The following is a 25,734-nucleotide window of genomic DNA, read 5'->3' as shown; positions in this document are numbered from 1 at the left end:
CTTCCTCTCTTTTCCCCGAACGGGGATTTTTCCGTTTATTTTTCTTTTACGATCTTTTCGCTGTCGATCTCGACGACCGTGTGGACATTTCCGCGCGGATAGAAATCGGCGACCACTTTTAAGCGCTTAGGAGCGATTTTCTGTTCGAAGACGCTATAGATCTCGTTCGCACTGTTTTCGTGCGAAATATGGCGGTTTCTGAACGAATTAATGTAGAGTTTGATCGCTTTGAGTTCCGCCACCCATTTGTCGGGAGTATATTCGACGTAAATCGTCGCAAAATCAGGGTATCCGCTGCGGGGGCAGAGGCAGGTGAACTCGGGCAGCGTCACCTTGATCACATAATCACGCTCGTGCTGATTGGGCCAAATCTCAAAATCTTTTTCAACGTCGAAATTTTCGACGATTTGTTCTCCGTATTTCATGGTCATCCTTGAATGTCTTTCGTAGTTAAAATTTTACCGAGATAATTTCCCTGGCGGTAGTTGATTTTGAGCGACCGCGCAATCCGGTCACCCTCTTCGTCCTCGATCATGGAGATCCAGGTTTTGACGCCGCACAGATGGGCGCCGAGGTTAAGCCCCTGCAAAAGGTTCTGATGTTTTTCTTCCCGTATGTGGCGGCTGTAGAGGGGATCGAAACGGGCGACGTCGACATCGAGCTCTTTGAGATAAAGCATCGTCGTGTGATATCCCCCCAGCCGATCCAGCCCGATTCTATAACCCGCTTTGCGGTAATGGGCGACTTGCTGGGAAAAGCGCTCCATCTGGTGAAAATACTCTTTTTCCTCGAACATCAAAACTATCGCGCCTCGGGCAGCGGGGCGACGCTCGAAAAGGGTGAGTGCGTGTTCGAAGAAATGGGGATTTCGGAGCGTTGTGGGGGATACACTGATAACAAAGCGTTTGTTCGAATCGACGCACAGGCTTCCGATTTCCTCGAGTATCGCGCTCTCGAATCCGCGCATGAGATTCAGACGGTTGAGAATCGGAACGTACCGGCTCTGATGGATCAGTTTTCCTTTGGAATCGACCATTTTTACGGCAGTGTCGTATAGTTCCCCTTCGTCTGTATCGATGGGCCAAAACCCGATGCTGAACCGTTTTTCCTCGAGCGCATCGACCACCTCTTTTTCGAGTTCGTTGATCGGATAATCTTCTTCTTTTTCGATTTTCGTCCGTTCGTTGTGAAGCTCGTACAAACGGCTGACAAGCAGCTCGGCGTCATTCGTCAGCCGCGTGTCGGCCATTACCGCTTCGAGGCGTATTTCGATCTCGTTGCGGACAAAGTTCTGGTATTTGCTCAAAAAAAGTTCCAAAACCGGGACATAATTCTCTTTTTCCCCCGGAAACAATAGGAGAAACACCCCCCCGCGGTATCGGCATACCGGAAGTTTCTCAAACCCTTTTTCGGCGAAAAACAGGTTTACCTTCTCCACTACGTCAACAAGTGCCCTATCCCCGTTTTTAATCCCGTAACGCTCGTTGATGAACCACAGGTTTTCGACGCTGATCATCATGAGTGTCCGGACCCCTTTTTGGACGTTTTTATCGAAAAACTTGAAAAAATACTCGGCGGTAAACGTATGGGTCAGCGGGTCGGTGATGTTTTCGCGGCTGCTCTGGTAAATCAGGTACAAAATAAAATAGACAATGAAAACGAGCATTGTGATGGACATCAGCACAAACGATTCGAACATCGTTTCGGTCCATTTGCTCAGAAGGGTAAAAAGGGTCAGAACGATGAGCAAAAAGACGGGAAGCCCGATCCGCAACGCAAGTACGAAGCGGTGGGAACGTTCTTTTTGCTCGGTATAGGTCATACAGGATCAGATATCCAGGTGTTTAACGTCTTTGGCGTGGGTTTCGATGTAGTTCCGGCGCGGTTCGACATCATCTCCCATGAAAAGGTTGAACGCTTCACTCGCCGATTCGGCATCCTCGATGGTGATCCGCAGCAGTACGCGGTTCTCCGGCGTCATGGTCGTTTCCCATAGCTGCTCGGGATTCATCTCCCCAAGACCTTTGTAGCGCTGGATGTAGGAGCCTTTTTTCGCGTAATCGGTGATCTGGTTGAGCATTTCGAGCAGATCGCCCTCCAGCGGCAGGTTCCAGTCCTGAATTTTGCGGTAAACGTACGTCGCTTCCGCAAAATAAGGGGATGCGAAGAGTTCGTCGTTGATAATCAGCTCCTCCAGACCGCCGTTGGTCTGGACGAACAGGTGCATCTGCTCGTCGTTGACGCTTTTACTGAGAATGTTATTTCCCTGAGCGCTCAGGAACGCTTCGACCTTCCCGTACATTTCGTTCATTCCCAACCCGATAATGTCGGGATTTTCGATGAAATGACGGATCAGATCGACCAGCGCGTAGCGGCGTTCAAGGGCATCGAGGGTACTGCGGTAATGATCGACCATTTTGAAAAAGCTGATCAGATCGTTGGTGCCGATGTTTTCGACTTCCAGCGCGGGAATTCCGTTCTCGATCAAAAACGCGTTCATAACACGATCGTCTTTGAAGTAGATCTCTTTTTTCCCTTTCTGGTAGCGGTAGAGCGGCGGCTGGGCCAGATAGAGGTAGCCGTTTTCGACGATTTTGGGGAGATAACGGAAGAAAAACGTCAGCAGCAGCGTCTGGATATGGCTTCCGTCGACGTCGGCGTCGGTCATGATGATGATTTTGTGGTAGCGGAGTTTCTCTTCGTTGAACTCTTCACCGATCCCGCATCCGAGCGCCGTGATCATGTTGGTGATCTCTTCGGATTTAAGGATCTTGTCCAGGCGCGCTTTTTCAACGTTGAGGATTTTACCCTTCAACGGCAAAATCGCCTGGAAGACGCGATCGCGACCCTGTTTGGCCGAACCGCCCGCAGAGTCGCCCTCGACGAGGTAGAGTTCGCTGATGCTGGGGTCTTTGCTCTGACAGTCGGCGAGTTTGCCGGGAAGGGTTCCGACGGTCATCGCGTCTTTACGGCGGGTGAGTTCACGCGCTTTTTTCGCCGCTTCACGTCCGCGTGCCGCCATCAATGCCTTTTGGACGATCGCCTTGGCCTGGATAGGGTTCTCTTCAAAATATTTGGTCAGTTTTTCGTACGTTACTTTCTGCACGAGGGGACGGACATAGGTGTTTCCGAGTTTTCCCTTGGTCTGCCCTTCGAACTGCGGTTCGGGAACCCGGACGGAGACGACGCAGATGAGCCCTTCGGCAACGTCCTCGCCGCTGAGGTTGACATCTTTTTCCTTGGCGTTACCGTTTTGTTTGTTGTAGTTGGAGATGACACGCGTCAATCCCGCGCGGAAACCGGCTTCATGGGTACCGCCGTTGGGAGTGTTGATGTTATTGACGAACGTAAACGTTTTTTCGTCGTAGCTGTCATTGTACATCAGGGCGATATCCATCTCGATGTCCTCGATCCGTTCGCTGAACGCAAACGGGGTCGCGACCACCTCTTTTTTGTTGACGTCGGAGACAAACTGGCTGATCCCACCTTCGTAATGGTAGGTATTCTCAGCACCGTTGCGCTCGTCTTTGAAAACGATCGTGATGCGCGGGTTCAGGTAAGCCAGCTCACGGAAACGTTTGGCGAGGTAGTCGTAATCGAAAATGACCGTTTCGGTAAAGATCGACGGATCGGGAGCAAATTCGATCGTCGTTCCCCGTTTGCGGGTTGTTCCCGTAACGGCCAGCGGTTCCTGGGGGATACCGCATTTGAAATTCTGTTCATGGATCTGCCCGTCACGGTGAATCGTCATTTTCAGGTCAGACGAGAGGGCGTTAACGACCGAAACCCCGACCCCGTGCAGACCGCCGGAGACTTTATAGGTGTCTTTGTCGAATTTTCCCCCCGCGTGCAGAACGGTCAAAACGACGGTAGCCGCCGAAATTCCCTCAGTCGGGTGCATATCGGTCGGAATACCCCGGCCGTTATCGCTTACGATCGCCGTGCCGTTTTTGGTGAGGGTGACCGAAATCGTGTCACAATGGCCCGCCATCGCTTCGTCGATCGAGTTGTCGACAACTTCGTAAATGAGGTGATGGAGTCCCCGGTGGCCCGTGTCACCGATGTACATACCGGGTCGTTTTCGAACTGCTTCAAGCCCCTTGAGGACTTTAATGTTGCCGGCACCGTAGTTGTGTTCCATGTTTGCTCCCGCTGTTGCGTGTTAAATGCTCTATTTTATCGCAGGTAAACTAAAAAGAAAGTTTTATAACGGTTTTCCCCGTTTACGGGGAGAAAAAAGGGGGGAAAGAAAATTTTTTAAATGACGATCGGCATAACGATCGTTTTGAAGTTGTTTTCGCGTAGTACGAAAGGCTGGTTTGATTCATTGGCTTCGAGGATAAAATCGGGGGTGTTGATCTGTCCGAGAAAATCGAGGATGTAACGGCTGTTGATCGCGAGGATGAAAGGGACGTCGAAGCCGTTTTCGATTTCGACGGCTGTTTTGGCTTCGATGTTGTCGTCACTGAGACTTTCGAACAAAATGGCGTCTTTCTGGAAAGTCAGTTTCAGGTCGTTCGAAATGGTCGTGATCTGCTTGATCGCGGTGACAATCGCGCTTTTGGGCAACGTTATACTCCGCTGACACTCTTTGGGGATGATACGGGTGTAATCGGGGAATTTGCCGTTGATCAGTTTGGTAAAGAAAAGAGAGTCTTCGGATTTGATGATCAAATGGGTGTTGTCGTAGTATATCTCGATGTTTTCGGAAAAGAGTTTCTGGATCTCGATGATCGCTTTTTTCGGAACGATGATCGAAAGTTCATGATCGCTTTGGCTGTCGATGTGAACGAGGGCCAGACGTCTGGTATCGGTTGAGACGAAATTGATCTGGTTGGAACGGATATCGATAAGAGCCCCGTTGAGTTCGAATTTCGGATTGTTCGTATCGGCAGCCGGGGTGATTTTTTTAAGCGATTCAATCAGGATATGGGAATTGACCGCAATATTGGGTTTGTTTTCCGTTGAGGGGAAGGAAGGGAACTCGCTGCTTTTGTAGGTAGGGAGTTTGAAGTTGGAACGTTTCTGACGGATGTGAAGCGTATCACGTTCGAGTTCGAGTTCGATCTCTTCGTCTTTGAGGATACGGACGATGTCGAGGAGTTTTTTACCGTTAGCGGTTACGGAGCCGGGTTCTTCGACGTTCAAAGAATTGGTTTGCATGGAGAGCCCGATCTCGTAATCGGTGGCTTTGGCGAATAACGTCCGTCCGTCCGTGCTCAAGAGAATATGGGAGGTGATTTGGGAAGTGTCTTTCTTTTCAAGAAACGGCTGCAAATGCAGCAATATATTTTCGAGCACCGGTTTGTCAACGGTAATTTTCATCCAAAGCTCCTTTTTTATATTTATAACATCAGTATCTAATAGTTAGTAATAAGGGGGTGTGAATGTGTGAAAACGCTCCACAAACTCCTGTTTTCGGGAATGAACCGATGTGATCAAAAGGATTGTTTTCATTCACATCGATTCACATCTTGAATTATATCTTTTTTAAAACGGGTTGACAAACACAAATTATTCGTCGGTTACCGTCGAGACTTTATTGGAGAGCTCTTCGATCTTGATGCGGAAATCCTCGTCGTTTTTCATCAGCTCCTGGATTTTCTTCATTGTATGGCTGACGGCGGTGTGGTCTTTCATCCCGAAGTACTGCGCCAGCTGCGGCATCGAGTTTGGGGTGAGGGAACGGGAGAGGTAGATGGCGATGCGGCGGGCATAGACGATGTTGCTGTTACGGCTTTTCGAGCGGATTTCGCTGGATTTGACATTGAGCTCTTTGGCGACGGTATCCATGATAAGATCGATTGTAATGTTGCTCCGTTTTTCGGCCATTTGTTCTTTGAGGACGTTTCGGGCGAATTCGATGGTGATGTCCACCCCCATGAGCTGGGAATAGGCGTTGAGTTTCGAGAGGATCCCTTCGATTTCGCGGGTGTTGTTCTCGATGATCGTCGCGACGTAATTGATAACGTCGCGGTCGAGCTTGACCCGGTTGATTTCGCATTTTTTCTTGATGATTTCGATTTTCGTCTCGAGTTCGGGAGGCTGGATGTCCGCGACCAGTCCCCATTCGAAACGGCTGATGAGGCGTTCTTCGATTCCACCGATCTTTTTGGGATGTTTGTCCGAGGTGATGATGATCTGCTTGTTTTCGTTCCGGAGCGCTTCGAAGGTGTGAAAAAACTCTTCCTGCAGCTGGTTCTTACCGCTCAAAAACTGGATATCGTCGATGAGAAGAAGGTCGCATTTGCGGTATTTGTCTTTGAAACGGTCCATCGTTTTATTGTTGAGGTGACGGAGAAAATCGTTCAGAAACTGTTCGACCGAGGTGTAGATGACGGTCTTTCCTTCCGAGAGCATCACGTTCCCGACCGCCTGCATCAGGTGGGTTTTTCCAAGCCCGACGCCGCCGTAGATGAAGAGGGGATTGTAGACGATCCCTGGTTTTTCGCTCACCGCTTTGGCCGAAATGTAGGCAAACTGGTTCGATCCTCCGATAACGAAGTTTTGAAACGTATAGGAAGGATTGAGGAGCGATCCGCCGCTGGGGCGCTCTGAGGGGACGGCAACGGCGACATTGTGGGGAGTTGCGGCGGTTGAGGTTTTAACGACGATCGAGACGGCGGGTCTAACCCCGGTTTTGATTTCGAAAAGATGGGAAATCTTATCGGCGAACTTTGTACGGATCCAGTTGGCGATCAGCGGATTGGGGGCGTGAAAAACGGCCAGATTGCTTTTGGAATCGTTTTCGTTGAATTCGAGCTGCCGGATGTAACGCTGGTAATCGATTTCGCTGATTTCGTTTTTCAGTGCGTTCAATACTTGTTTTCCGATAGAGTTCATCGTTTTCCCCGAGATGTGAATAGAGATGTGAATAATATCTTTTTTTCCCTATAATTAGGCTCAATGAAAGGGTGAATATCTTTTATTCACCCCTGTGAACGGAGAAAATATGACGATTTTGGGAATCGATCCGGGTACACGCAACTGCGGATACGCCATTGTGAGAATCGAAGGGCAGAAAATACGCCTGATCGAAGCGGGACTGATTAAAATGAAAAGCGAAGCGCTGCAGTACCAGATACCCCAGGTGTGCGAGGCGATAGAGCAGATTTTCGCTTCACACACGATCGACGAGGTGGCGATGGAAGATATTTTTTATGCCCACAACCCCAAGAGTGTTCTGAAACTGGCCCAGTTTCGCGGCGCGATATCGCTCAAACTTTTGCAAGAATACGGGATGTTTGCCGAATATACGCCGCTACAGGTCAAAAAATCGCTGACGGGAAAAGCCAAAGCGGCCAAAGAACAGGTGGCATTTATGGTAAAACAGATTTTGGGAATTACGAAAGAGATCAAGCCGCTTGACATTACCGACGCAATGGCCGTAGCGATTACCCACGCGCAGCGGGTCAAACTCGAAAAAAACAAGCAGAAGTGAGGATATTCTTTATAAGAGGCGACCGACACACCAGGAAGGCCGCCGATTCAGAAGTGTATCCAAAGAGTCTTAGAGATCGTTAATGAATTTTCAAAGTTTGGAACGTATCACAAATTGATTAAGCAACGGTTAGTGTGTTTTTCCCTGTTAGGCACCTGAGACAATTCTGAAAACTTTTCAAAACTGCTAAAATTTTTCAAAATGTGTAATATTCACACTGTGACATTCTTGTGAATAACTCTTCGCATTTTCTTCCCGAAAACGACATAAAAACTCTTTCGTTTCAGAAAAAATTTATCTGAAAAAGATCTGAAACCGATAACCTTTTAAATGCCTGAAAGTGCCTATTTCAGGGCTTTGCAAGAAATTTTCCTATTTTCAAAAATTATTAAGGTGCTGTTAGTAAAAGTTATTCACATCACATCTTTCGGATGTAGACAAAATGGGTGTAACAGTCGCGTAATCAAAACGTAATCAATCTGAAATTAACACTATCTAGCATTGTACCAATCTACCATATTATAGAGGGATTACATGGTCAATGCAGAAATGATGTTACGAAAAACGCACCCGCGTTTGTTTGAAAATCCTGGAATCGTCACCAAAAGTTTGATCGGAGTTTTACGTTTGCTCCTGCATGAAAAATCGATCAACCGGTTTATGGTCAAACACGACGATAAAAAAGGGATCGAGTTTATCGGGGCGGTTTTGGAACATTTGAACGTTTCGTACAAAACGGTCCATCGGCAAATCGAAAATATCCCTTCAATGGGAAAAGTGGTGATTGTCGCCAATCACCCTCTGGGAGCATTGGACGCGTTGTGCCTGATCCAAATGGTATGCTCGGTTCGGCAGGATAAAAAAGTCAAAATTGTCGCCAATAAAATGCTGGGAGCGATTCCGCAGCTCAAGGAGTTCTTGATCGGGGTGGACAACATCAACGATAAACTTTCGAAATATGCGCTTCGCCAGATCGATCAGGCGCTTCAGGCTGAGGAAGCGGTAATTTTTTTCCCTTCGGGCGAAGTGTCGCGCGCCGGTTTGTTCGGTATCAAAGAGAAGGAATGGAAAGGTGGATTTGTTAAATTTTCCAAACGTAATGCCGCACCGATTCTCCCCGTTTTTATCAAGGCCCGAAATACTCCGCTGTTTTATGCCGCATCGTGGATCTACAAACCGTTGGGCGCATTGCTGTTGAGCCATGAAATGTTTGCGGCGCGAAACCGCGTTTTTGAATTTGTGATCGGGGAAGTCGTCAGCCATAAGGCATTGAACGACTTGCACGTCAGCGAGAAACGGCATGCCCGTTTGTTCCGTAAACATCTCCTGCGTCTTTCAAAAGGGAAAAAAGGGATCTACCCGACCGAGTCGTCGATTGCCCATCCCGTATCGCGGCAGGAGATTCGCAGCGAACTCCGATGCGGGGAGCTGCTGGGGATGACCAGCGACGGAAAACAGATTGTTCTGATCGAGCAGGAAAATGCTCCCAATATCATCAACGAAATCGGGCGGCTTCGCGAATACTCATTCCGAAAAGTGGGCGAAGGGAGCGGAAAAGCGCGTGATGTGGATGAGTTTGACCGCTATTACCATCATCTTGTCTTGTGGGATGACGAGGCACTTGAGATTGCAGGTGCCTATCGGATCGGTGAATGCGGCTGGATCCTTTCATGGCTCGGGAAAGAGGGATTGTACATGAACGAACTGTGTGAGATAGACGATGCTATGGATCCGATCCTCGACGACGCCATCGAACTGGGACGCAGCTTTGTCCAGCCCAAATACTGGGGCAGCCGTGCACTCGATTATCTTTGGCAAGGGATAGGAGCGTATCTGAGTCACAACCCGCAGATCAAATACATGTACGGACCGGTGAGCATTTCGGGGAGTTTTCCCAAACATGCCCAGGAAGCTCTCGTTTATTTTTACACCCTCTATTTCGGTTCGTTTCATAATCGCGTCCGGGCCCGTTCCCCTTACCGCCTCTCGGATTATGTCCGTCAGGAGTTTGCCGATTTCTTCGTCGGTAACGATTATGCGGAAGATTTCAAACGGCTCAAGGATTATCTCAAGTCGTTCGATGTGTCGGTTCCGACCCTTTACAAACAATACAGCGAATTGTGCGAGGAAGGGGGTGTGGAATTTATGGATTTCGGGATCGATACCGATTTCAACAACTGCATCGACGGGTATATCCTCGTCGATGTTTCAAAGATCAAAGAGGCAAAGCGTCAGCGTTACATCAGAGGGGGGGAGTAAGTTTCATCGCTTCGAAACATTCTCTGACGAAATCTTCGCGCGAAACGATGCGGTACGGGTTGGAACCGTATTCGAATTCGAGCGAATACGCATGCAATAGCAGCCGGGTTGCCCCGGTGTTTTTAAACCGCTCTTCCTCGCCCATCTCCTTATCCAGAAATCGTACCGCATCGGTTTCATTCTGCCCGTAAATCGGATCGCCGATGATCGGATGTTTCACGTGAAACAAATGGACCCGTATCTGGTGCTGACGTCCGGTGAGTGGTGAGGCTTCGACAAGAGTCGCGTCGATGTCGGGAAAATATTCCAGTGGAGTGATGAACGTGCGCGAGGGTTTGCCTTCGGGATGAACGCGGACGATCATACGTACGATACTGCTTTGGTCTTCACGACGCAGCAACGGCTCTCGTATGTCAATGGGATGGTCCAGCTTACCTCTGACTAACGCCAGGTAGTGTTTCGTTATCTCTCGCTCTTCGAACATCATCTTTAAAACGCGTTCACTAGTTTTGTTACGGGCGGCCAAAACAAGACCGCTCGTCTCCTGGTCGATCCGATGGGTGATGTTAGCATCCTGCCCGAAACGGTGCTTGATCTCGTCGTTGAGCGAGTAGGGCGTGTAACGGTTCTGGGGATGGACGATGAGGCCGCTTGGTTTGTCGTAAATAGCGAAATCGTTAGCGACAAACGTCGGGGTGAGTCCTTTGGATAACGGCTCAAAACAGACGAACTCGAAATCCCCTTCCACAAACCCTGCTTGATTATCCATCACATTGCCTTCGACAAACACTCTTCCTTTTGCAATCAGACGCTGCGCCTCTTTTTGGGTATAGCCCAACTCTTTCATCAGGAAGAGAAACGCTTTTTGTTTTGTGGGAGCGTGGAGCTTTTTAACGACGAAAGGCAAAATATATTCCTTTATAAGGGAGGGTTGGATAGACTAAAAATATTATTTAGCGCCGTTTTGATCTGCGCATTTTAACATATAAGGAAGAGTCATGGTAGAACGTTACGCCCGTGAAGAGATGAAAAACAAATGGACGATGCAGGCCAAATATCAGGCGTGGCTCGACGTCGAAAAAGCGGTAGTCAAAGCATGGAACCGTTTGGGACTGATCCCCGATGAAGATGCCCAAAAGATTGTCAAAAATGCGGGATTCAGCGTTGAGCGGATTGATGAGATCGAGGCAGTGACCAAACACGACCTGATTGCGTTCACGACATCAGTTTCCGAAACTCTGGGAGAAGAGAGCCGCTGGTTCCACTACGGGATGACCTCTTCGGACACGGTCGATACCGCAGTTGCCCTGCAGATGAAAGATTCGCTCGCCCTGATTATCGAAGACGTTAAAATGGTGATGGAATCGATCAAGAAACGGGCAATGGAACACAAAATGACGTTGATGGTCGGACGCAGCCACGGGATTCACGGCGAGCCGATTACATTCGGTCTGGTACTGGCCGTCTGGTACGACGAGATGGCCCGCCATCTCAAAAATCTCGAAGAGACGATGGAAGTGATTTCGGTCGGTCAGGTATCAGGCGCGATGGGGAATTTCGCCCACGCTCCGCTCGAACTCGAAGAGTATGCGTGCGAGGAGCTGGGACTCAAACCCGCTCCCGCATCCAACCAGGTAATCCAGCGCGACCGCTATGCACGTCTGGCGACTTCACTCGCCCTCGTCGCCAGCTCGATCGAAAAATTCGCCGTCCAGGTACGCCACTGGCAGCGGACCGAAGTGTACGAGTGCGAGGAATTTTTCTCCAAAGGGCAGAAAGGTTCCTCGGCGATGCCGCATAAGCGTAATCCGATCCTGACGGAGAATATCACGGGACTTGCACGGATGATTCGTGCGTATGCGATCCCTGCGATGGAAAACGTCGCGTTGTGGCATGAGCGTGACATCTCGCACAGTTCTACGGAACGTTTCTGGCTCCCCGATGCGTTTATCACTTCTGATTTCATGCTGCACCGTTTTAACAGTGTAATCGCAAACCTTGTCGTTTATCCGGAGAACATGATGAAAAATCTGAATCTTACCGGTGGGCTTGTGTTCTCTCAGCGGGTACTGCTGGAGCTTCCGCTCAAAGGTGTGAGCCGTGAGGACGCTTACCGGATCGTCCAGCGCAACGCGATGAAAGTGTGGGAAGGGTTGCAGCAGGGCAAAAGTGCGATCAATGAGAAAGGGGAGAGCCTCTATCTGCAGTATCTGCTTGAAGACGAAGAGCTGCGCCAGAGTTTGAGTGAAGAGGCGATCCGCGATTGTTTCGACTATGGCTACTACACCAAAAATGTTGATAAAATTTTCGCGCGGGTGTTCAAGTAATAGATAGAAATATTTTATATTTATAGTGATAGACTGTTGTATTGAATTTTTACAAGTGTACAGATTCAATAATTAACTTCAAAGGTTTCATGAATGAAACGTATTTTCGAACTATCATTATTGGCTAAGCTCTTCAACACTAAAATAGAGCTTTTGCTGAAATTCGAAGATATTAAGTGTAAAGGGAATTAACGTGCTAACCATTATCAAACGCAACGGCCGTCGCGAGCCGCTCGATATTACCAAAATTCAAAAATATACCTCGGCGGCCGTCAAAGGGCTGACCAATGTTTCGCAGAGCGAACTGGAAGTGGATGCACAGATCCAGTTTCGCGACGGGATTACGAGCAACGAGATCCAGCAGACCCTGATTAAAACGGCAGTTGACAAGATCGACATCGATACTCCCAACTGGACGTTTGTCGCCGCACGTTTATTCCTTTATGATCTGTACCATCGCGTCAACGGCTTTACGGGCTACGGAAGCCTTGAGAGCTATTTTGAGAGGGGAGAAGCCGAAGGGCGGATTTTGCTCGGCCTCAAGGAAAAATACGATCTCGCCGACCTGGATAACTACATCGTCCCCGACCGTGACCTCGAATTCAACTATCTCGGGATCAAAACGCTCTACGACCGCTACCTGATCAAAGACCGCAAGGGCGATCCGATCGAGCTGCCGCAGCACATGTTTATGGCCGTCGCGATGTTTTTGGCGCAAAACGAACAAGACCGCCAGGGATGGGCGAAAAAATTCTACGACATGATCTCCAAATTCGAAGTGATGATGGCGACCCCTACCCTCTCGAATGCGAGAACGACGCGCCACCAGCTCAGCTCGTGCTACATCGGCTCTAGCCCGGACAACATCGAAGGGATTTTCGACGCCTATAAAGAGATGGCCCTCCTCTCCAAATTCGGCGGCGGGATCGGTTGGGACTGGACGCAGGTGCGCGCGATGGGATCGTTTATCGACGGTCACAAAAACGCGGCAGGCGGTACGGTTCCTTTCCTCAAAATCACCAACGACATCGCGATCGCCGTCGATCAGCTCGGTACCCGCAAAGGGGCGATTGCCGTCTATCTCGAACCGTGGCATATGGACGTGAAGGATTTCCTTGACGTGAAGAAAAACTCGGGCGAAGAGCGCCGCCGCGCGCATGATCTTTTCCCGGCGCTGTGGATCAACGATATGTTCATGAAGCGGGTCGTTGAAGACGGTATCTGGACGATGTTCGATCCTTTCGACGTCAAAGAACTGACCGAACTGCACGGCGCCGAGTTTGAAAAACGCTACCTCGAACTCGAACAAGACCCTGACGTCATCAAAGAGCATACGAAAGCCAAAGACCTGTGGAAAAAGATCCTCACGAGCTATTTCGAAACCGGAAGTCCGTTTTTGTGTTTCAAAGACAGTGCCAACCGCGCCAATCCGAACGATCACTACGGGATTATCCGCAGCTCGAACCTTTGCACCGAGATTTTTCAGAATACACAGCCCAACCACTATCTTGTGAAGCTCAAATTCGAAGACGGTACGTTCGTTACGTTCGAAGAAGAAGAGATGGTCAAAGTCGACAGCGGAATCACGAAGCCGGCCAAGAAAATCACCGCGCTCGATTCACTGGGCGGAAAAGCGATCTACATTGTCGAAAAGGAGAAAGTCGACGGCGCTACGGCGGTGTGTAACCTCGCTTCGGTGAACCTTTCGCGCGTCCATACCAAAGAGGATATCGACCGTATCGTCCCCGTCGCGATCCGCGCGCTCGACAACGTCATCGATCTGAACTTCTACCCTCTCGAAAAGGTTAAAAAGACCAACATGCGCAGCCGCGCGATCGGTCTTGGGGTGATGGGCGAAGCGCAAATGCTGGCCGAACAGAAAATCGTCTGGGGAAGCCAGGAACATTTCGACAAGATTGACGAAGTGATGGAAGCGGTCAGCTACAACGCGATTAAGGCGTCCAGTGACCTCGCGGTCGAAAAAGGCTCCTATCCCGAGTTCGAAGGTTCCAAATGGAGCCGCGGAATCCTGCCGATGGATCACGCCTCGGCCGAGGTGCAAAACCTGATCGACCGCGGAGGGCTCTTTGCCCCCAATTACGAGTGGGACTCTCTACGCGAAACGATCAAACAACAGGGGATGCGTAACGGCTACCTGATGGCGATCGCGCCGACCTCGTCGATTTCGATTCTCACCGGAACGACGCAGACGATCGAGCCGATTTACAAACGAAAGTGGTTCGAGGAGAATCTCTCGGGTCTCATTCCCGTCGTCGCTCCCAAACTCAACCCCGATACCTGGGGATACTATACCCCGGCGTACGATCTCGATCAGACGATCCTCGTCAAAGCCGCCGCGATCCGCCAGAAATGGATCGATCAGGGGCAAAGCCTCAATATCTTTATCACCCTCGATAAAGCGAGCGGCAAATACCTCAACGACATCTACATGCTGGCATGGAAACTGGGTCTTAAATCGACCTATTACCTCCGTTCCCAGTCGCCTGAAGCAAAACAGGATACGGCGGATCGCTCGATGGAGTGCGAAGGGTGCCAGTAAAGCCCCTGAACGCTTCCGCGCTTCGCAGCCTTCTGGATCGGATCGAGAATGCCCGTGAGGGCGAGATCCGCTCTATCATTCCCCTCTCCCCTACTTCCATCCAAATCCGTTTGAGTGTACAGGATAAAGCGCGCGGTTATGACTGGATTGACGTGATGTTTCAGGTTGAGGGGGTGAACGATGCCAGATTGCTCAGTGATGCCGTGCTGGGCTCGCTTGATATGTCCGAAGGGATCACGGTCGAGATAATGCACGATACGGCTGCCTTGGCAATCGGGCGCTATGACGGGCGGGCGAACGAAGCCCCGCTTTACGTGATCGGCAAAACAATCGGCTACGAAGAGCTCCCTTTCAGCGGGTAATGTGATGGTAAAGGCGGCATTGACCTCTCTTTTGGCCTTCGCGCTGGCCGCCCCTACCCTCAGTGCTTCCGAGCCCTACTCGCTGCGGCTGGGATGGGGGATTGCCGATAAAAACGATTTCGGCGAGATACTGAGCGGCGAAGGGGAATTCGATACCGCAAAAACGCATGTCCTGGGGATTGATGCGGGGTACCTGCTGGCCGAAAACCTGTGGGAAAAACCGATCGATCTGTATCTCAAGGGGGCCCTTTACCGTTTCTACGAAAACGGCTATCAGAAAGATTTCTGGGAAGGGGTCCTCTATCTCAAGGCGTATTACAATCTCGACGGGTGGAACAACCGGATGCGACTTGGTGTGGGGGAAGGGTTTTCCTACGCTTACCGCGTACCCGTCGTCGAGCAGAACGAGGCGCTGCACAAAGGGAGTGCGACGTCGCGGTTTCTGAACTACCTCGACGTCAGTATCGATATCGACATCGGACGGATGTTCGGCGGCGAGACGTACAAGGATATTTATCTGGGGTACGCCCTCAAACACCGTTCGGGCATTTTCGGGCTCATCAACAACGTCCGCAAAGGGGGATCGAATTACGACATGATCTACCTCGAGATGAGGTTCTAGAGGCTAGAGGTGTTTTGAGAGGAGCTCAGAGACGCATTCGCGGATCATCGTGTAGACGTTTTCGAACCCTTCGAACCCGTCGAAAAAATAGGGATCGGGGACGTCGGCCCCGCCGTAACCGTAATCTCCGAGTTTCACGAGATTTTGACACCCCATCGCGCGAAGATCGCGGTAATTGCTCGCATCGAGCGCGACGATCAGGTCGAATGCCTGGAAATCGGCCTTGGTCACCTGCCGTGCGCGGAGGTGTGAGATATCGACGCCGTTGTTGCGCGCGACGGTGACCGAGTGCTTGCAGGGGGCTTCCCCGACATGCCAGCTTCCCGTCCCCGCCGAGTCTACGGCAATCCCGTGCCCTCCCTCTTCTATCAGCTTCCGTGCGACTCCCTCGGCAATCGGGGAGCGGCAGATGTTACCCAGGCAGACGAACAAAACGGATTTCATGATGTTTTTTCCAGTAAACAGATGAAAAAGCCGTCTATCGTATCGGTCGGCAGAATCCGCACCGCGTTTTGGATACGCTCGTCGTACACCTCTTTTCCCCAGCGTTCTAGAGGCTTTTGAACGTTATCGAAGGGTAGGACAAGGGGTAAGGTCTTTAAACGCTCTCCATGACGCTCCAGGAGATGCTGGAGAGGGCTTTCGTTCTCTTCGGGGGAAAACGAGCAGGTGCTGTAGAGCAATTTGCCTCCGGGTTTGAGGGCGTCGAAGGCCGAGAGGAGTAATCGGCGCTGGAGCTTCGAGGTCTCTTTGACTTTGTGGACGCTCCAAAAGGAGGTCGATTTCTCGTCGTAGGTTTTAAAGCGCGCTTCGGACGAACACGGTGCATCGAGGAGGATGCGGTCGAACATCTCGGGGCATTTTTTGCCGACACTGCGCCCGTCGGTCATGTAGGTGTGGGCATTGGTGACCCCTTGCTGTTTCAGGTTGTCGCAGAGTCGGAAAAAACGTTCGCGGGAGGGTTCGACTGCCGAGAGCCAGCCGGTATTTTGCATCATTCCCGCGAGGATAAGGGTTTTGCCTCCGGGGGCGGCGGCGAGGTCGAGGACCGTCTCTTCGGGCCGGGGGGCGAGCAATACGGGGGCAATCATGGAGGAGAGGTTCTGGATGTAGAGCCGGCCGCCGTAAAAGGCCTCTGTTTGGGTCAGGCGCAGTTTGTCTTCGGGAGCGATGCGGTACACCCCCTCCATCCACTCGACGCGCTCAAATGCGATACCCCCCTGGGAGAGTTCGGCTTCGAGTTCGGACGGGGTCGATTTGAGGGTATTGACGCGGAACGTCACCTGCTTGGGGGCATCGAAGGTTTTGAGGACCGCGGCGAACCGTTCATGTGGAACAATCTTCTCCAGCCGCTCGGTAAATGCTTCGGGGAGGCTCATGATTTTCGTACCGCCATCCGTACCACCGAAGCGATGCCGACGTGCCCTCTTCCCTCGTTCAGTTCGGTATCGCATTCGGCCAGTTCCAGGATGTCGCAGGAATGGCGAACGAGGATGGAGCGCAGGGCATCGGCGGTATAGAGAAGCGTCTCGTCTTTGGGCCCGCCTGTCGTCCGGGGCATCTGGTGGATGGAGAAAAACTCCCCCGCAAAAAGGCCGCCGTGTTTGAGAATACCGAGTACTTTAGCGTAAACGTCGCTGCGCAGCGGTTCGGGAAGATGGAGGAACGAGCACAGTACCGCGTCGTACGTCTCGAGAGGTTCCCACACCTCCAGGTCGGCATGGATCAGTTCGAGAGTAAGGTTTGCGGATTTGGCCCGTTCGGCGCATTTGGCGAGCCCTACGTCGCTTGCGTCGAGTGCCGTCACGGCGTGGCCGCGCTGCGCGGCGTAGATCGCATTGCGCCCTTCCCCTTCTCCCAGGAAAAGGATTTTGGCAGGTGCGGTGAAGGAATCGATATGAGAAGCGACGTAGCGGTTGGGATCAAGGCCGTAAAAATACCCCTCTTTGGCGAACCGTTCGTTCCAGAATTCGCGCTGGTCGCTCATTTGCGCACCACCCCGTCCAGAACGGGTACGAAATCGCACACTTCCAGGGCATCTTCCATGATTTTTCCCCCCTGCTTCGTAAAGCGGGTGATCACCTGCTCGCGTCCTTTTTCCACCGGGGCGATCAGGATTCCCCCCTCGCGGAGCTGGTCGAAGAGTTTCTGGGGAACGTTTTTCGCCGAAGCCGAAAATAAAATGCGGTCATAGGGAGCGTACTGTTCCCAGCCGTTTTGGCCGTCGTCGGTACGGGTATGGATGTTTCCGAGCTTGAGATGACGGAAGCGCTCCTTTGCTTCGAGCAGCAGCGATTCGATCCGCTCGATCGTAAAGACGCGCCGGAAGATTTTGGACAATACCGCCGCCTGATAGCCGCTCCCGCACCCGATTTCCAGGACGCTGTCGCACCCCTCCGGGCTGAGGTACTGCGTCATTTTGGCGACGGTGAGCGGGCTGGAGATGTATTGCTGTGCGCCGATGGGGAGTGCGTCGAGGCGGTAGGCGTTATGGCGCATCGCCAGGGGGACGAACGCTTCTCGGTTGGTGTGGATGATTGCTTCTTTGACGAGTGGCCGGAGGGGGAATTTTTTCGAAATCTCTTCGGCCATGCGCGTTGTTTTAATGGCGGTGATTCGGTCGATGTTCATGCTATTCCTACGTTGAGGTATCGGCGCATCGAAGCGACCGTACGGGATTCGTAGCGCGAGGTCAGCATCTGTGCGCCGCTGTTGCGGATCTCCCCGCCAAAGGGGGTGATGATGCCGCCCATGCCGCTGGTATCCTCGTTGGCCGCGTCCGAAGCAATGACGTAGCACTGGTTCATCACGGCCAGGGCATTGGTCAGGGTGACGAAGTGCTCGCTCCGCAGTTTTCCCCATTGTGCGCTCACGGCGATCAGATCACACCCCTCGAGTTGCTGCCATAGGGTTTTGAAGCGGAGTTCGAAACAGATCAGGATGCCGATACGGATCCCTTCGAACTCAAACGGTACGATCGCACGGTCGCTCCCGGGGACAAAATATTTCTCTTCGCCCCCCAGGGCAAAGAGTTTGGCCTTAGCCTGCGTATGGATGATGCGGCCTGCGTGGAGGGCGTAAGCGACGTTCATCATCCCCTCTTCCGTCCGGGTGATGGCGGTGAAGATCAAAAGACGCTCTCCTACACTGTTTTGAAGGGTATCGAGCGCTTTGAGGGTAAAATCGGCGGCTTCGTCGAAACGGTCGTATGCGAATCCGCTCAAGGCGACTTCGGGGGCGACCACGATCGCGTCTTGCGGGGTTTGGGCGATGAGGGAGGACAAGCGCTCCAGGTTGGCGTCGAAGTCGGGATCGGTCGGAAAACAGAGCGAGACGACGCTGCGGGAATTAGAAGTCGTCAAAACTGAGGCTTCCTTTGGAGTAGTTGGTGACCGTCCCCTCGAAGAAGTTGGTTTTCTGGTCGTTGAATTTGGAGAAGTCATCAACCCATTTGATCGGATGGGAGACGCCGTAGAGGGGTTTGAGGCCCACGGCACTGAGGCGCTGGTCGGCGAGGTACTGGATGTATTGTTCCACGATTTCGTTGGTGAGACCAAGAATCTGTCCCTGCGTGATGTATTTTCCCCAGGCGGTTTCGAGTTCGACCGCTTTGCGGAACATGTCGTAGACCTCTTCGATCAGTTTTTCGGTAAAGAGGTCGGGGCGCTCGCGGCGCAGGGTGTTGATGATGTTCTGGAACAGCACCAGGTGGGTCACTTCGTCACGCTGGATAAAGCGGATCATCTGGGCGCTTCCCAGCATTTTGCCCGAACGGGCGAGGGTGTAGATGTAGGTGAAGCCGCTGTAAAAGTAGATCCCCTCGAGGATCTGGTTTGCGAAACACGCCTTAAGAAACGCGCTCTCGCTGGGGTCGTTGGCGAGCTCTTCGTAGCGCGAGGCGATGGAGTCGTTTTTGGTTTTGAGCATCATGTCCTTGCGCCACAGATCATAGATCTCCTCGCTGTTCTGGCTGATCGAGTCGACCATGACGGCGTAGCTTTGGGAGTGGAGCGCCTCTTCGAAGGATTGGCGCACCAGGATCAGGTTGATTTCGGGAGCCGTGACGTAGGGATTAACGTTATCGATGAGGTTATTCGTTTGCAGCGAGTCCATGAAAATAAGTTGCGAGAGTGCCTTGTCGTACGCGGTCTTTTCCATTTCCGTGAGGTACTTGTAATCGACCGCGTCGCGGGTCATGTCCACCTCTTTGGGGAACCACGTGTTGTTGAGCATCATCTCCCAGAGGTTGTAGGCCCACTGGTACTTGATGTTGTTGAGCTCGAAAATCCCCGTCGGGTTCCCCCCGAAAATACGCCGGTCGTTGACGTGTTCGCTGGAAGTCGGGTTGTAGATTTTCTTGCGGTTCATGGTTGCTCCCGTGATAGACGAATATAGGGATCGATTATCTCCTAAAAGAGTTTTAACTATGCTAAAATGAAAGCAGATTTCAGAAGGGGGAAACGATGAAAAAATCACTCATTTTCAAGTCACTGGCGGCGGGGCTCGTCGCGTACGGTGCCGCAGGCTTTTTCGCCGTTCCCTATGCTATCAAAAACGTCGTTCCCCAAAAAGTTTCCGAAGCAACCGGCGGGGGGAAGTTTTCGGTTCGTTCCGCCGCGTTCAACCCGTTCACCTTCCATCTGAAGCTTGAGGGGGTGGTGTTTAAAACACCCCGGGGCGGGGAACTTTTTGCTATGAAGCAAATGGCCCTCAACGCCGATCCGCTCGATTATCTCTGGAGAGGGGGGTGGGTGTTGAAGTACGTCGCCTTGAGCGAACCCGAAATCGCGGTTCATCGCGGGAAAGACGGCACGTTCAATTTTGCGTTTTTGACCGAAGGAGGATCACCGGAAAAAGCTCAAAGCGCTTCCGAGCCGCCGAAGCTCCTGATCAAGCGGTTCGTCCTCAAAGACGGTGCGCTCGATTACCGCGATTACGCGGAGGGTAAAGCCTATGCCCTGGGAGTGGGACCGATCGGTTTTTCGCTGGATAACATCGATTTGCGCGATCTTTCGACCGCCGAAGGGAAACTCCGCCTCTATGCCTCGATCAACGAGGGGGGATTCATCGATCTCAAAGGAAAGCTTGACGCCCTGTCACCGCTGAAAATCGGGGGCAGCGTCGCGTTCGATTCGGGGAAACTTTATACCCCGTGGCGCTATTTTCGGGATAAATTCCCGATCGAGGTTGCCGACGGCAGCGCCGCATTCGGGTTTGATTACCGTTTTGACAGCAGCGACGTCAACGCCACCGAAATTTCCCGGCTCCGCTTTGACGTGAACCGGCTGCGGATCATCCCCAAGGGGGAAAACCGCAATCTGCTGACGTTGGGGTCGCTGCGGTTGAGCGAAGGAAAGCTTCTTCCGATGCGCCATCGTTTCGAGGCGGGGTCGCTCGCGCTCAAAGGCTTGAACGTCAGTGCGACGCGGGGGGCCGACGGAAAGATCGACTGGCTCGGATACGCAGCCGACATCCAAAAAGCTTTTCCCGCCGACCCGGCGAAGAAAACGGCCCCTGCCGCTCCGTGGGATGTCCGAATCGGGGCCGTATCGCTGGAGGAGACCGGTCTGGTGTGGAACGACAACGCCCCGAAGCAGCCCTACACCCTGAGCCTTGCGAACGGGCGATTGCACACGGGGGTGCTTAGCGCCGATCCCAAAGAGCTGCTGGAGCTTTCGCTTGCAACCGACGCGATCCGGATGGTTCGCCGCGCCGACGGGGCGGCAATCGCGGGGATCGGTGCGGTTGCGGTCGAGGGGGTGAATATTGACCGCGAGGGGCGGTTCGCGGGCGTGGAGAAAGTGAGCCTTGTCTCCCCCGAAATTTCGCTCAAACGGCTCAAGGACGGATCGATCGACCTGATGGGGTATGTATACCGTGGATCGCGACCTGCCCCTGCGTCGCCGCAACAGGCGAAAGACGGAGGGGGATGGGGCTACCGTGTCGGCGAAATCGCTCTGAATGACGCCCGCGCGTCGTTTCTCGACGAAGTCCCCTCGCGGAAGGTTGCGTTTGGGATCGATCGGCTGGATGCCGCGCTCAGAGGGTTCGAGAGCAATCCCGATACGCCCAACGATTTCGCGCTTAACGCCCGAATCAACGCCCAGAGCACCGTCGATATGCGCGGGGAGATTGTCCGTTCGTCACTGCGAAGCAGCGGTACGTTCGATGTCCGCCATCTCAATCTCGCATGGTTCGACCCCTACCTCGAGCCCTCCACTTACGCGTCGTTGCGTCGCGGTGATCTCTCGGTCAACGGACACTACGGCTATACGGGATCGGCTGCATCGGTGAAAGGGAAGCTTGCACTGAATGACTGGGTGCTCAATGACACGCGCGACGACTCGGTGCTCCTGGGATGGAATACGATCGGCGTCACCCCTTTTGCCTACGCTTACCCGGATAACCGACTCAAAATCAATCACCTGTCAATCGACGGCCTCTACGCCAATGCCCTCATCGACGAGAAAAAGGTGCTCAATTTCTCTACGCTCTCGAAGCCGCAACGCAACGGGACCAAAAACGTTTCTCGGGGAACTTCGGGCAACCCGTTCGGCCTGGATGTGGTCAAGCTCATCGTGCGCAACAGCAGCGCAACCTTCAGCGACCGTTCCCTCCCGCTGCCGTTTAAGACCTACATCCACGATCTTGAAGGTTCGGTGCTTGGGATTTCGACGACGAAAAACGTCACGACGTTCGTCAAGCTTCGAGGCGGCGTCGACGAATACGGCCTTGCCAAAATCGACGGGCAGCTCAACACCAAGGCGCCGAAAAGTTTTACCGACATGCGGGTGGCCTTCGATAACCTTGATCTTCCACGCTACACACCCTATTCGCTCCAGTTCCTGGGATATAAGATCGACGGCGGAAAACTCTTTTTGAACCTGGGGTACAAGATCGATGCGGGTCAGCTTAAAGGGGATAACAAGGTGGTGATCCGCCAGATCGAGCTGGGAGAGGAAAAAGAGGGAGGCAGCCCCTGGCCTATGCGGCTTGTGGTAGCACTGCTCGAAGATTCCGACGGCGTCATCGACATTGATCTCCCCGTAGTCGGGGATGTGAACAAACCCGATTTCAAATACGGTCAGGTCGTATGGCAGGTGATTACGAACCTCTTTACCAAAGCGGTGACCTCGCCGTTTCGGCTTTTGGGGTCGTTGCTGGGGATCGAGGACGATTCGCTCTCTTCGGTCGATTTCGAAGGGGGATCGGCCGCGTTGCAGCCTCCGCAGCGTGAAAAGCTTGACAAGCTGATTACGGTACTCCAAAAACGGCCCAAACTGACTCTCGAAATCTACGGCGGATGGAACGATGAGGCCGACGGCTACGCCCTGCGTGGGGAAAAGCTCCTTGCACAGGCGCTCAAAAGCGATAAAAGCCTCAAAGCCGATTCCCCCAACGCCCTTCCTTTGGACGTACTCGAAGAGATGGCCGAAGATGCGCTCGAACGCAAAGAGCTTAAGGCGCTGCGCGGCGAGTTGGAGAAAAAATATCCCGAAGAGGCGGCGTACGTGCGTCATTACAGCGCGGCACTGATCGAGCGTCTCATCCCCTTGCAGCCGTTGCAGCCCAGCGAACTAGAGGCCCTCGCGCAGCGACGTTCGGAGGCGATCCGCGCCCATCTGGCCAAAACGGCGGGGATGGAGAAACGGGCCGTACTCAAAGGAAACGAAAAAGCGGCCCCGGGTGAGACCAAAGAGATCCCCGTGCGCCTGAACGTCATCGTTCCGTAAAAATGAATATGTTGTTCAATCGGGCTGATTTTTAAAATCGCCCGAATCTCCCTATAATTGCGTAATTTCTTTGAAGGAGTCCTGCATGCCGTTTTCACCCGCAAAACGCAAAGACACCCTCAGCGGCATCCTGTTCGTCGCGATTTTCGCCGCCGCGGCGACGATGATTGCGGACTTGCCGCTGATCAAAAATCTCGGGATATCGCCGCTTGTGGTGGGTATCGTCATCGGTATCTTTTACGCGAACACCCTGCACAACCGCATCCCTTCCGCATGGGAAGGGGGAATCACTTTTTCGGGGAAGAAAATCCTCCGTTTCGCTATCGTTTTTTACGGCTTTCGGATCACATTCCAGGAGATCGCCGAGGTGGGGATGGAAGGGTTCATGGTATCGCTCATCATGCTCGCTTCGACATTTCTTCTGGGGACCTATCTGGGGCAAAAGCTTTTTAAAATGGACCGCGATACGTCGATGCTGACGGCGTCGGGGGCATCCGTGTGCGGTGCCGCCGCGGTTCTGGCGACCGAGCCGGTGCTCAAAGCCGAAGAGCACAAGGCGGCGATTGCCGTCTCGATGGTCGTGCTGTTCGGGACGATCGCCATGTTTTTGTATCCGGCCCTTTACAGCGCGGGTGTATTCGCCGGGATGGATGACCGCACTTTCGGTATTTTCGTCGGTGGGACGATCCACGAGGTGGCACAGGTCGTCGCCGTCGGCGGCGCGTACGGCAAAGAGGCTTCGGACGCGGCGGTCATCGTCAAAATGACCCGGGTCATCATGATCGCGCCGATGCTGATTTTGCTGGGGATGTATCTCTCCTATGCGGCGCGCAAAAGCGGAGCGGCAGGCGGAGGAGTGAAGCTGGTCATTCCGTGGTTCGCCGTCTATTTTATCGGGATGGCCGGCCTCAACTCGCTGCTCTCGCAGTACGGGTCGGCCCATGCGGGCGAAGAGATCGCCGCAACTATCCAAAATACGGTCTCGGCGATCAACATCGTCGACACTTTTTTGCTCACGATGGCGATGACGGCGCTCGGGATGGGAACACGCTTTGCGAAGTTCAAAGGGCTAGGCATGGCGCCTCTTTATACCGCAGGTGCGATGTTCGCATGGCTCCTCATCGGCGGGTATTTCATCACGATGTGGGTTGTGGCGACGTTCTAAGCTCCTCGGCTCTTTTTCATCAGGAAAAGAGCCTTTTCCTTATTCACTGCACGAAACCCGATCATCGCGATTTTCGACGCTCATGCTTACTCCATTCGATACTCTTCCCGTATCACCTTTTCCACCGCTTCGGCCATTTTTTCGTATCCTGCGGCATTGGGGTGAATGTAGTCGCTTTTGTAGCGGCTGTCGCTCAAGAGTTCGCTTAGGATGTCGTCTTCGAGGGGGATACCGTTGCTTTCGGCCGTCTCTTCGTATATCGGATGGGGGTCCAGCCCAGTGAGAGAAAATTGCGGTACCGCGATCACGATTACGTCAATACCGCGTTCGTGTGCCAGATGAATCATCGCCGAGAGATTGGCGCGCAGAAGGGAATCGGGACTTTTATTGAGGATGTCGTTTCCTCCGTGGCACAACAGAAGCAGCGAAGGGCGGTATCGGTCGAGGAGCAAAGGGAGGCGTTCGAGCCCCTCGGCGGAGAGTTCGCCGGGGATACCCGCATTGATGACTTGACGCTGGATCCGTTTTTCAAGCTGAAAGGGATAGCTCTCCTCCCGTGCCGCCCCGGTGCCGTAGGTGAGCGAATCCCCGAACGCAAGCACGACCGCTTTTTCGGGGAGGGTTTTTGGCGGCGTGAGCGGTTTGGTTGCGTGTTTGATGACGATGCCGGTTGCCAGTACGCTTAACAGCAGGAAGAGAAAGAGGGTTAGCCGTTTCATGAACGTCTTCGGTAACTTAGCGCTTCGAGGAGATGCGGTTTTTGGATATCGTCGCTCCCCTCGAGGTCGGCAATCGTACGGGCGACTTTAAGGAGGCGTGTGACGGCCCGGAATGAGAGGCCGAAACGCCCTATCGCTTGATCGACGACCTGCTGCGATTCGACTCCGAGGATGCAATGACGGGCTACCTCCTCGTCGCTTAATGAGCCGTTGAGACGATGCTGGCCGCGGCGTTTTTGGCGAAGGAAGGCTTCGCGTACGCGGGCATGGAACTCCCGGGAAGGGAGCCCTGGTTTGTCTTCGGCGTCGATCGGATGCATTTGAACGTACAAATCGATCCGATCCAGAAAGGGATCGGAGAGACGCGCACGGTAGCGGGCGATTTCGGTGTCGGAGCAACGGCAGGGGGTCGTCGTGCTAAAAAGGTTCCCGCAGGGGCAGGGGTTCATTGTCAAGCGCGGAGTTAAATTCTGCAGTTTTTTCTAACAATTTTTACGTTTCGTAACCTTAAGCGACGGGTTCATCCGAGTGTTCAGAGGAACGTTT

Annotated in this window: 22 protein-coding genes; 8 read left to right on the top strand and 14 right to left on the bottom strand. The window is 52.7% G+C overall.

From position 1 onward, the window contains the following. Positions 1 to 35: 35 nt before the first annotated feature. The 5 genes from queF to dnaA form a co-directional block, all read right to left on the bottom strand. Positions 36 to 425, bottom strand: coding sequence for a preQ(1) synthase (gene queF / locus E0765_RS02705; RefSeq protein ID WP_132811694.1), 390 nt, complete (start codon positions 423 to 425; stop codon positions 36 to 38). A 2-nt stretch (positions 426 to 427) separates the two neighbouring features. Further along, positions 428 to 1,822, bottom strand: coding sequence for an EAL domain-containing protein (locus E0765_RS02700; RefSeq protein ID WP_132811693.1), 1,395 nt, complete (start codon positions 1,820 to 1,822; stop codon positions 428 to 430). 6 nt (positions 1,823 to 1,828) lie between these two features. Next, on the bottom strand, positions 1,829 to 4,141 hold the full coding sequence (gyrB, locus tag E0765_RS02695; RefSeq protein ID WP_132811692.1) for a DNA topoisomerase (ATP-hydrolyzing) subunit B: 2,313 nt from the start codon (positions 4,139 to 4,141) through the stop codon (positions 1,829 to 1,831). A 116-nt stretch (positions 4,142 to 4,257) separates the two neighbouring features. Further along, positions 4,258 to 5,325: a DNA polymerase III subunit beta gene (dnaN, locus tag E0765_RS02690; protein ID WP_132811691.1), complete on the bottom strand. Its 1,068-nt coding sequence runs from the start codon at positions 5,323 to 5,325 to the stop codon at positions 4,258 to 4,260. A gap of 189 nt (positions 5,326 to 5,514) precedes the next feature. Next, on the bottom strand, positions 5,515 to 6,843 hold the full coding sequence (gene dnaA / locus E0765_RS02685; RefSeq protein ID WP_132811690.1) for a chromosomal replication initiator protein DnaA: 1,329 nt from the start codon (positions 6,841 to 6,843) through the stop codon (positions 5,515 to 5,517). A gap of 109 nt (positions 6,844 to 6,952) precedes the next feature. On the opposite strand from dnaA, the gene ruvC reads away from it, so the two are divergent. Both ruvC and E0765_RS02675 read left to right on the top strand, forming a co-directional pair. After that, positions 6,953 to 7,441, top strand: coding sequence for a crossover junction endodeoxyribonuclease RuvC (ruvC, locus tag E0765_RS02680; RefSeq protein ID WP_132811689.1), 489 nt, complete (start codon positions 6,953 to 6,955; stop codon positions 7,439 to 7,441). 552 nt (positions 7,442 to 7,993) lie between these two features. Next, entirely contained in the window at positions 7,994 to 9,700 is a 1,707-nt protein-coding gene (locus E0765_RS02675; RefSeq protein WP_255417830.1) for a lysophospholipid acyltransferase family protein, read from the top strand. Here the strand turns inward: E0765_RS02675 and E0765_RS02670 are convergent. Continuing rightward, positions 9,684 to 10,607, bottom strand: coding sequence for an RluA family pseudouridine synthase (locus tag E0765_RS02670; RefSeq protein WP_132811687.1), 924 nt, complete (start codon positions 10,605 to 10,607; stop codon positions 9,684 to 9,686). The genes E0765_RS02675 and E0765_RS02670 overlap by 17 nt on opposite strands. A 91-nt stretch (positions 10,608 to 10,698) precedes the next feature. Between E0765_RS02670 and purB the strand changes: the two genes are divergently transcribed. The 4 genes from purB to E0765_RS02650 all read left to right on the top strand — a co-directional run bounded on the left by purB (position 10,699) and on the right by E0765_RS02650 (position 15,571). Beyond that, positions 10,699 to 12,027 (top strand): adenylosuccinate lyase, encoded by a 1,329-nt coding sequence (purB, locus tag E0765_RS02665; RefSeq protein WP_132811686.1) that lies wholly within the window; start codon positions 10,699 to 10,701, stop codon positions 12,025 to 12,027. Between the two features lie 193 nt (positions 12,028 to 12,220). Beyond that, positions 12,221 to 14,587: a ribonucleoside-diphosphate reductase subunit alpha gene (locus tag E0765_RS02660; RefSeq protein ID WP_132811685.1), complete on the top strand. Its 2,367-nt coding sequence runs from the start codon at positions 12,221 to 12,223 to the stop codon at positions 14,585 to 14,587. Continuing rightward, positions 14,578 to 14,949: a hypothetical protein gene (locus E0765_RS02655; protein ID WP_132811684.1), complete on the top strand. Its 372-nt coding sequence runs from the start codon at positions 14,578 to 14,580 to the stop codon at positions 14,947 to 14,949. Before E0765_RS02660 ends, E0765_RS02655 begins: the two co-directional genes overlap by 10 nt. A gap of 19 nt (positions 14,950 to 14,968) precedes the next feature. Continuing rightward, the gene (locus E0765_RS02650) at positions 14,969 to 15,571 is read left to right on the top strand and encodes a hypothetical protein (RefSeq protein WP_132811683.1); all 603 of its coding nucleotides are present in this window, start codon (positions 14,969 to 14,971) and stop codon (positions 15,569 to 15,571) included. A 3-nt stretch (positions 15,572 to 15,574) separates the two neighbouring features. Here the strand turns inward: E0765_RS02650 and E0765_RS02645 are convergent, their stop codons facing one another. Genes E0765_RS02645 through E0765_RS02620 form a run of 6 tightly spaced genes read right to left on the bottom strand, consistent with a single transcriptional unit; the run spans position 15,575 to position 19,939 of the window. Next, a complete protein-coding gene (locus tag E0765_RS02645; protein WP_132811682.1) occupies positions 15,575 to 16,015 on the bottom strand; it encodes a low molecular weight protein-tyrosine-phosphatase in 441 nt (146 codons plus the stop codon). Further along, positions 16,012 to 16,950: an RsmB/NOP family class I SAM-dependent RNA methyltransferase gene (locus tag E0765_RS02640; RefSeq protein WP_132811681.1), complete on the bottom strand. Its 939-nt coding sequence runs from the start codon at positions 16,948 to 16,950 to the stop codon at positions 16,012 to 16,014. The genes E0765_RS02645 and E0765_RS02640 overlap by 4 nt, the downstream gene beginning before the upstream one ends. Continuing rightward, the gene (locus E0765_RS02635) at positions 16,947 to 17,558 is read right to left on the bottom strand and encodes a bifunctional 2-polyprenyl-6-hydroxyphenol methylase/3-demethylubiquinol 3-O-methyltransferase UbiG (RefSeq protein WP_132811680.1); all 612 of its coding nucleotides are present in this window, start codon (positions 17,556 to 17,558) and stop codon (positions 16,947 to 16,949) included. The genes E0765_RS02640 and E0765_RS02635 overlap by 4 nt, the downstream gene beginning before the upstream one ends. Further along, complete coding sequence (locus E0765_RS02630; protein ID WP_132811679.1) at positions 17,555 to 18,202, bottom strand: protein-L-isoaspartate(D-aspartate) O-methyltransferase; 648 nt, start codon at positions 18,200 to 18,202, stop codon at positions 17,555 to 17,557. Before E0765_RS02630 ends, E0765_RS02635 begins: the two co-directional genes overlap by 4 nt. After that, on the bottom strand, positions 18,199 to 18,933 hold the full coding sequence (locus E0765_RS02625) for a carbon-nitrogen hydrolase family protein (RefSeq protein WP_165921633.1): 735 nt from the start codon (positions 18,931 to 18,933) through the stop codon (positions 18,199 to 18,201). The genes E0765_RS02630 and E0765_RS02625 overlap by 4 nt, the downstream gene beginning before the upstream one ends. Continuing rightward, entirely contained in the window at positions 18,920 to 19,939 is a 1,020-nt protein-coding gene (locus E0765_RS02620; protein WP_132811677.1) for a ribonucleotide-diphosphate reductase subunit beta, read from the bottom strand. Before E0765_RS02620 ends, E0765_RS02625 begins: the two co-directional genes overlap by 14 nt. A 95-nt stretch (positions 19,940 to 20,034) precedes the next feature. On the opposite strand from E0765_RS02620, the gene E0765_RS02615 reads away from it, so the two are divergent. Both E0765_RS02615 and E0765_RS02610 read left to right on the top strand, forming a co-directional pair. Further along, a complete protein-coding gene (locus E0765_RS02615) occupies positions 20,035 to 23,304 on the top strand; it encodes a DUF748 domain-containing protein (RefSeq protein ID WP_132811676.1) in 3,270 nt (1,089 codons plus the stop codon). A gap of 85 nt (positions 23,305 to 23,389) precedes the next feature. Continuing rightward, on the top strand, positions 23,390 to 24,469 hold the full coding sequence (locus tag E0765_RS02610) for a YeiH family protein (RefSeq protein ID WP_132811675.1): 1,080 nt from the start codon (positions 23,390 to 23,392) through the stop codon (positions 24,467 to 24,469). Positions 24,470 to 24,555: 86 nt separating this feature from the next. Here E0765_RS02610 and E0765_RS02605 read toward each other — a convergent pair whose 3' ends face one another. Both E0765_RS02605 and E0765_RS02600 read right to left on the bottom strand, forming a co-directional pair. After that, positions 24,556 to 25,188, bottom strand: a complete 633-nt coding sequence (locus E0765_RS02605; RefSeq protein WP_132811674.1) for an arylesterase — start codon at positions 25,186 to 25,188, stop codon at positions 24,556 to 24,558. Next, complete coding sequence (locus E0765_RS02600) at positions 25,185 to 25,637, bottom strand: ATP-binding protein (RefSeq protein WP_255417828.1); 453 nt, start codon at positions 25,635 to 25,637, stop codon at positions 25,185 to 25,187. The genes E0765_RS02605 and E0765_RS02600 overlap by 4 nt, the downstream gene beginning before the upstream one ends. Positions 25,638 to 25,734 lie beyond the last annotated feature (97 nt).

Origin of the sequence: Sulfuricurvum sp. IAE1 (genome assembly GCF_004347735.1) — a bacterium.
Taxonomy (GTDB): domain Bacteria; phylum Campylobacterota; class Campylobacteria; order Campylobacterales; family Sulfurimonadaceae; genus Sulfuricurvum.
The sequence above is the reverse complement of the archived record's forward strand: the minus strand, read 5'-3'. Positions and strand labels throughout refer to the sequence as shown.

Coding starts and splice junctions, on each gene's coding strand:
- queF (WP_132811694.1), bottom strand. CDS start 425: ATGAAATACGGAGAACAAATCGTCGAAAATTTCGACGTTGAAAAAGAT.
- E0765_RS02700 (WP_132811693.1), bottom strand. CDS start 1,822: ATGACCTATACCGAGCAAAAAGAACGTTCCCACCGCTTCGTACTTGCG.
- gyrB (WP_132811692.1), bottom strand. CDS start 4,141: ATGGAACACAACTACGGTGCCGGCAACATTAAAGTCCTCAAGGGGCTT.
- dnaN (WP_132811691.1), bottom strand. CDS start 5,325: ATGAAAATTACCGTTGACAAACCGGTGCTCGAAAATATATTGCTGCAT.
- dnaA (WP_132811690.1), bottom strand. CDS start 6,843: ATGAACTCTATCGGAAAACAAGTATTGAACGCACTGAAAAACGAAATC.
- ruvC (WP_132811689.1), top strand. CDS start 6,953: ATGACGATTTTGGGAATCGATCCGGGTACACGCAACTGCGGATACGCC.
- E0765_RS02675 (WP_255417830.1), top strand. CDS start 7,994: ATGTTACGAAAAACGCACCCGCGTTTGTTTGAAAATCCTGGAATCGTC.
- purB (WP_132811686.1), top strand. CDS start 10,699: ATGGTAGAACGTTACGCCCGTGAAGAGATGAAAAACAAATGGACGATG.
- E0765_RS02645 (WP_132811682.1), bottom strand. CDS start 16,015: ATGAAATCCGTTTTGTTCGTCTGCCTGGGTAACATCTGCCGCTCCCCG.
- E0765_RS02640 (WP_132811681.1), bottom strand. CDS start 16,950: ATGAGCCTCCCCGAAGCATTTACCGAGCGGCTGGAGAAGATTGTTCCA.
- E0765_RS02635 (WP_132811680.1), bottom strand. CDS start 17,558: ATGAGCGACCAGCGCGAATTCTGGAACGAACGGTTCGCCAAAGAGGGG.
- E0765_RS02630 (WP_132811679.1), bottom strand. CDS start 18,202: ATGAACATCGACCGAATCACCGCCATTAAAACAACGCGCATGGCCGAA.
- E0765_RS02620 (WP_132811677.1), bottom strand. CDS start 19,939: ATGAACCGCAAGAAAATCTACAACCCGACTTCCAGCGAACACGTCAAC.
- E0765_RS02615 (WP_132811676.1), top strand. CDS start 20,035: ATGAAAAAATCACTCATTTTCAAGTCACTGGCGGCGGGGCTCGTCGCG.
- E0765_RS02610 (WP_132811675.1), top strand. CDS start 23,390: ATGCCGTTTTCACCCGCAAAACGCAAAGACACCCTCAGCGGCATCCTG.
- E0765_RS02605 (WP_132811674.1), bottom strand. CDS start 25,188: ATGAAACGGCTAACCCTCTTTCTCTTCCTGCTGTTAAGCGTACTGGCA.
- E0765_RS02600 (WP_255417828.1), bottom strand. CDS start 25,637: ATGAACCCCTGCCCCTGCGGGAACCTTTTTAGCACGACGACCCCCTGC.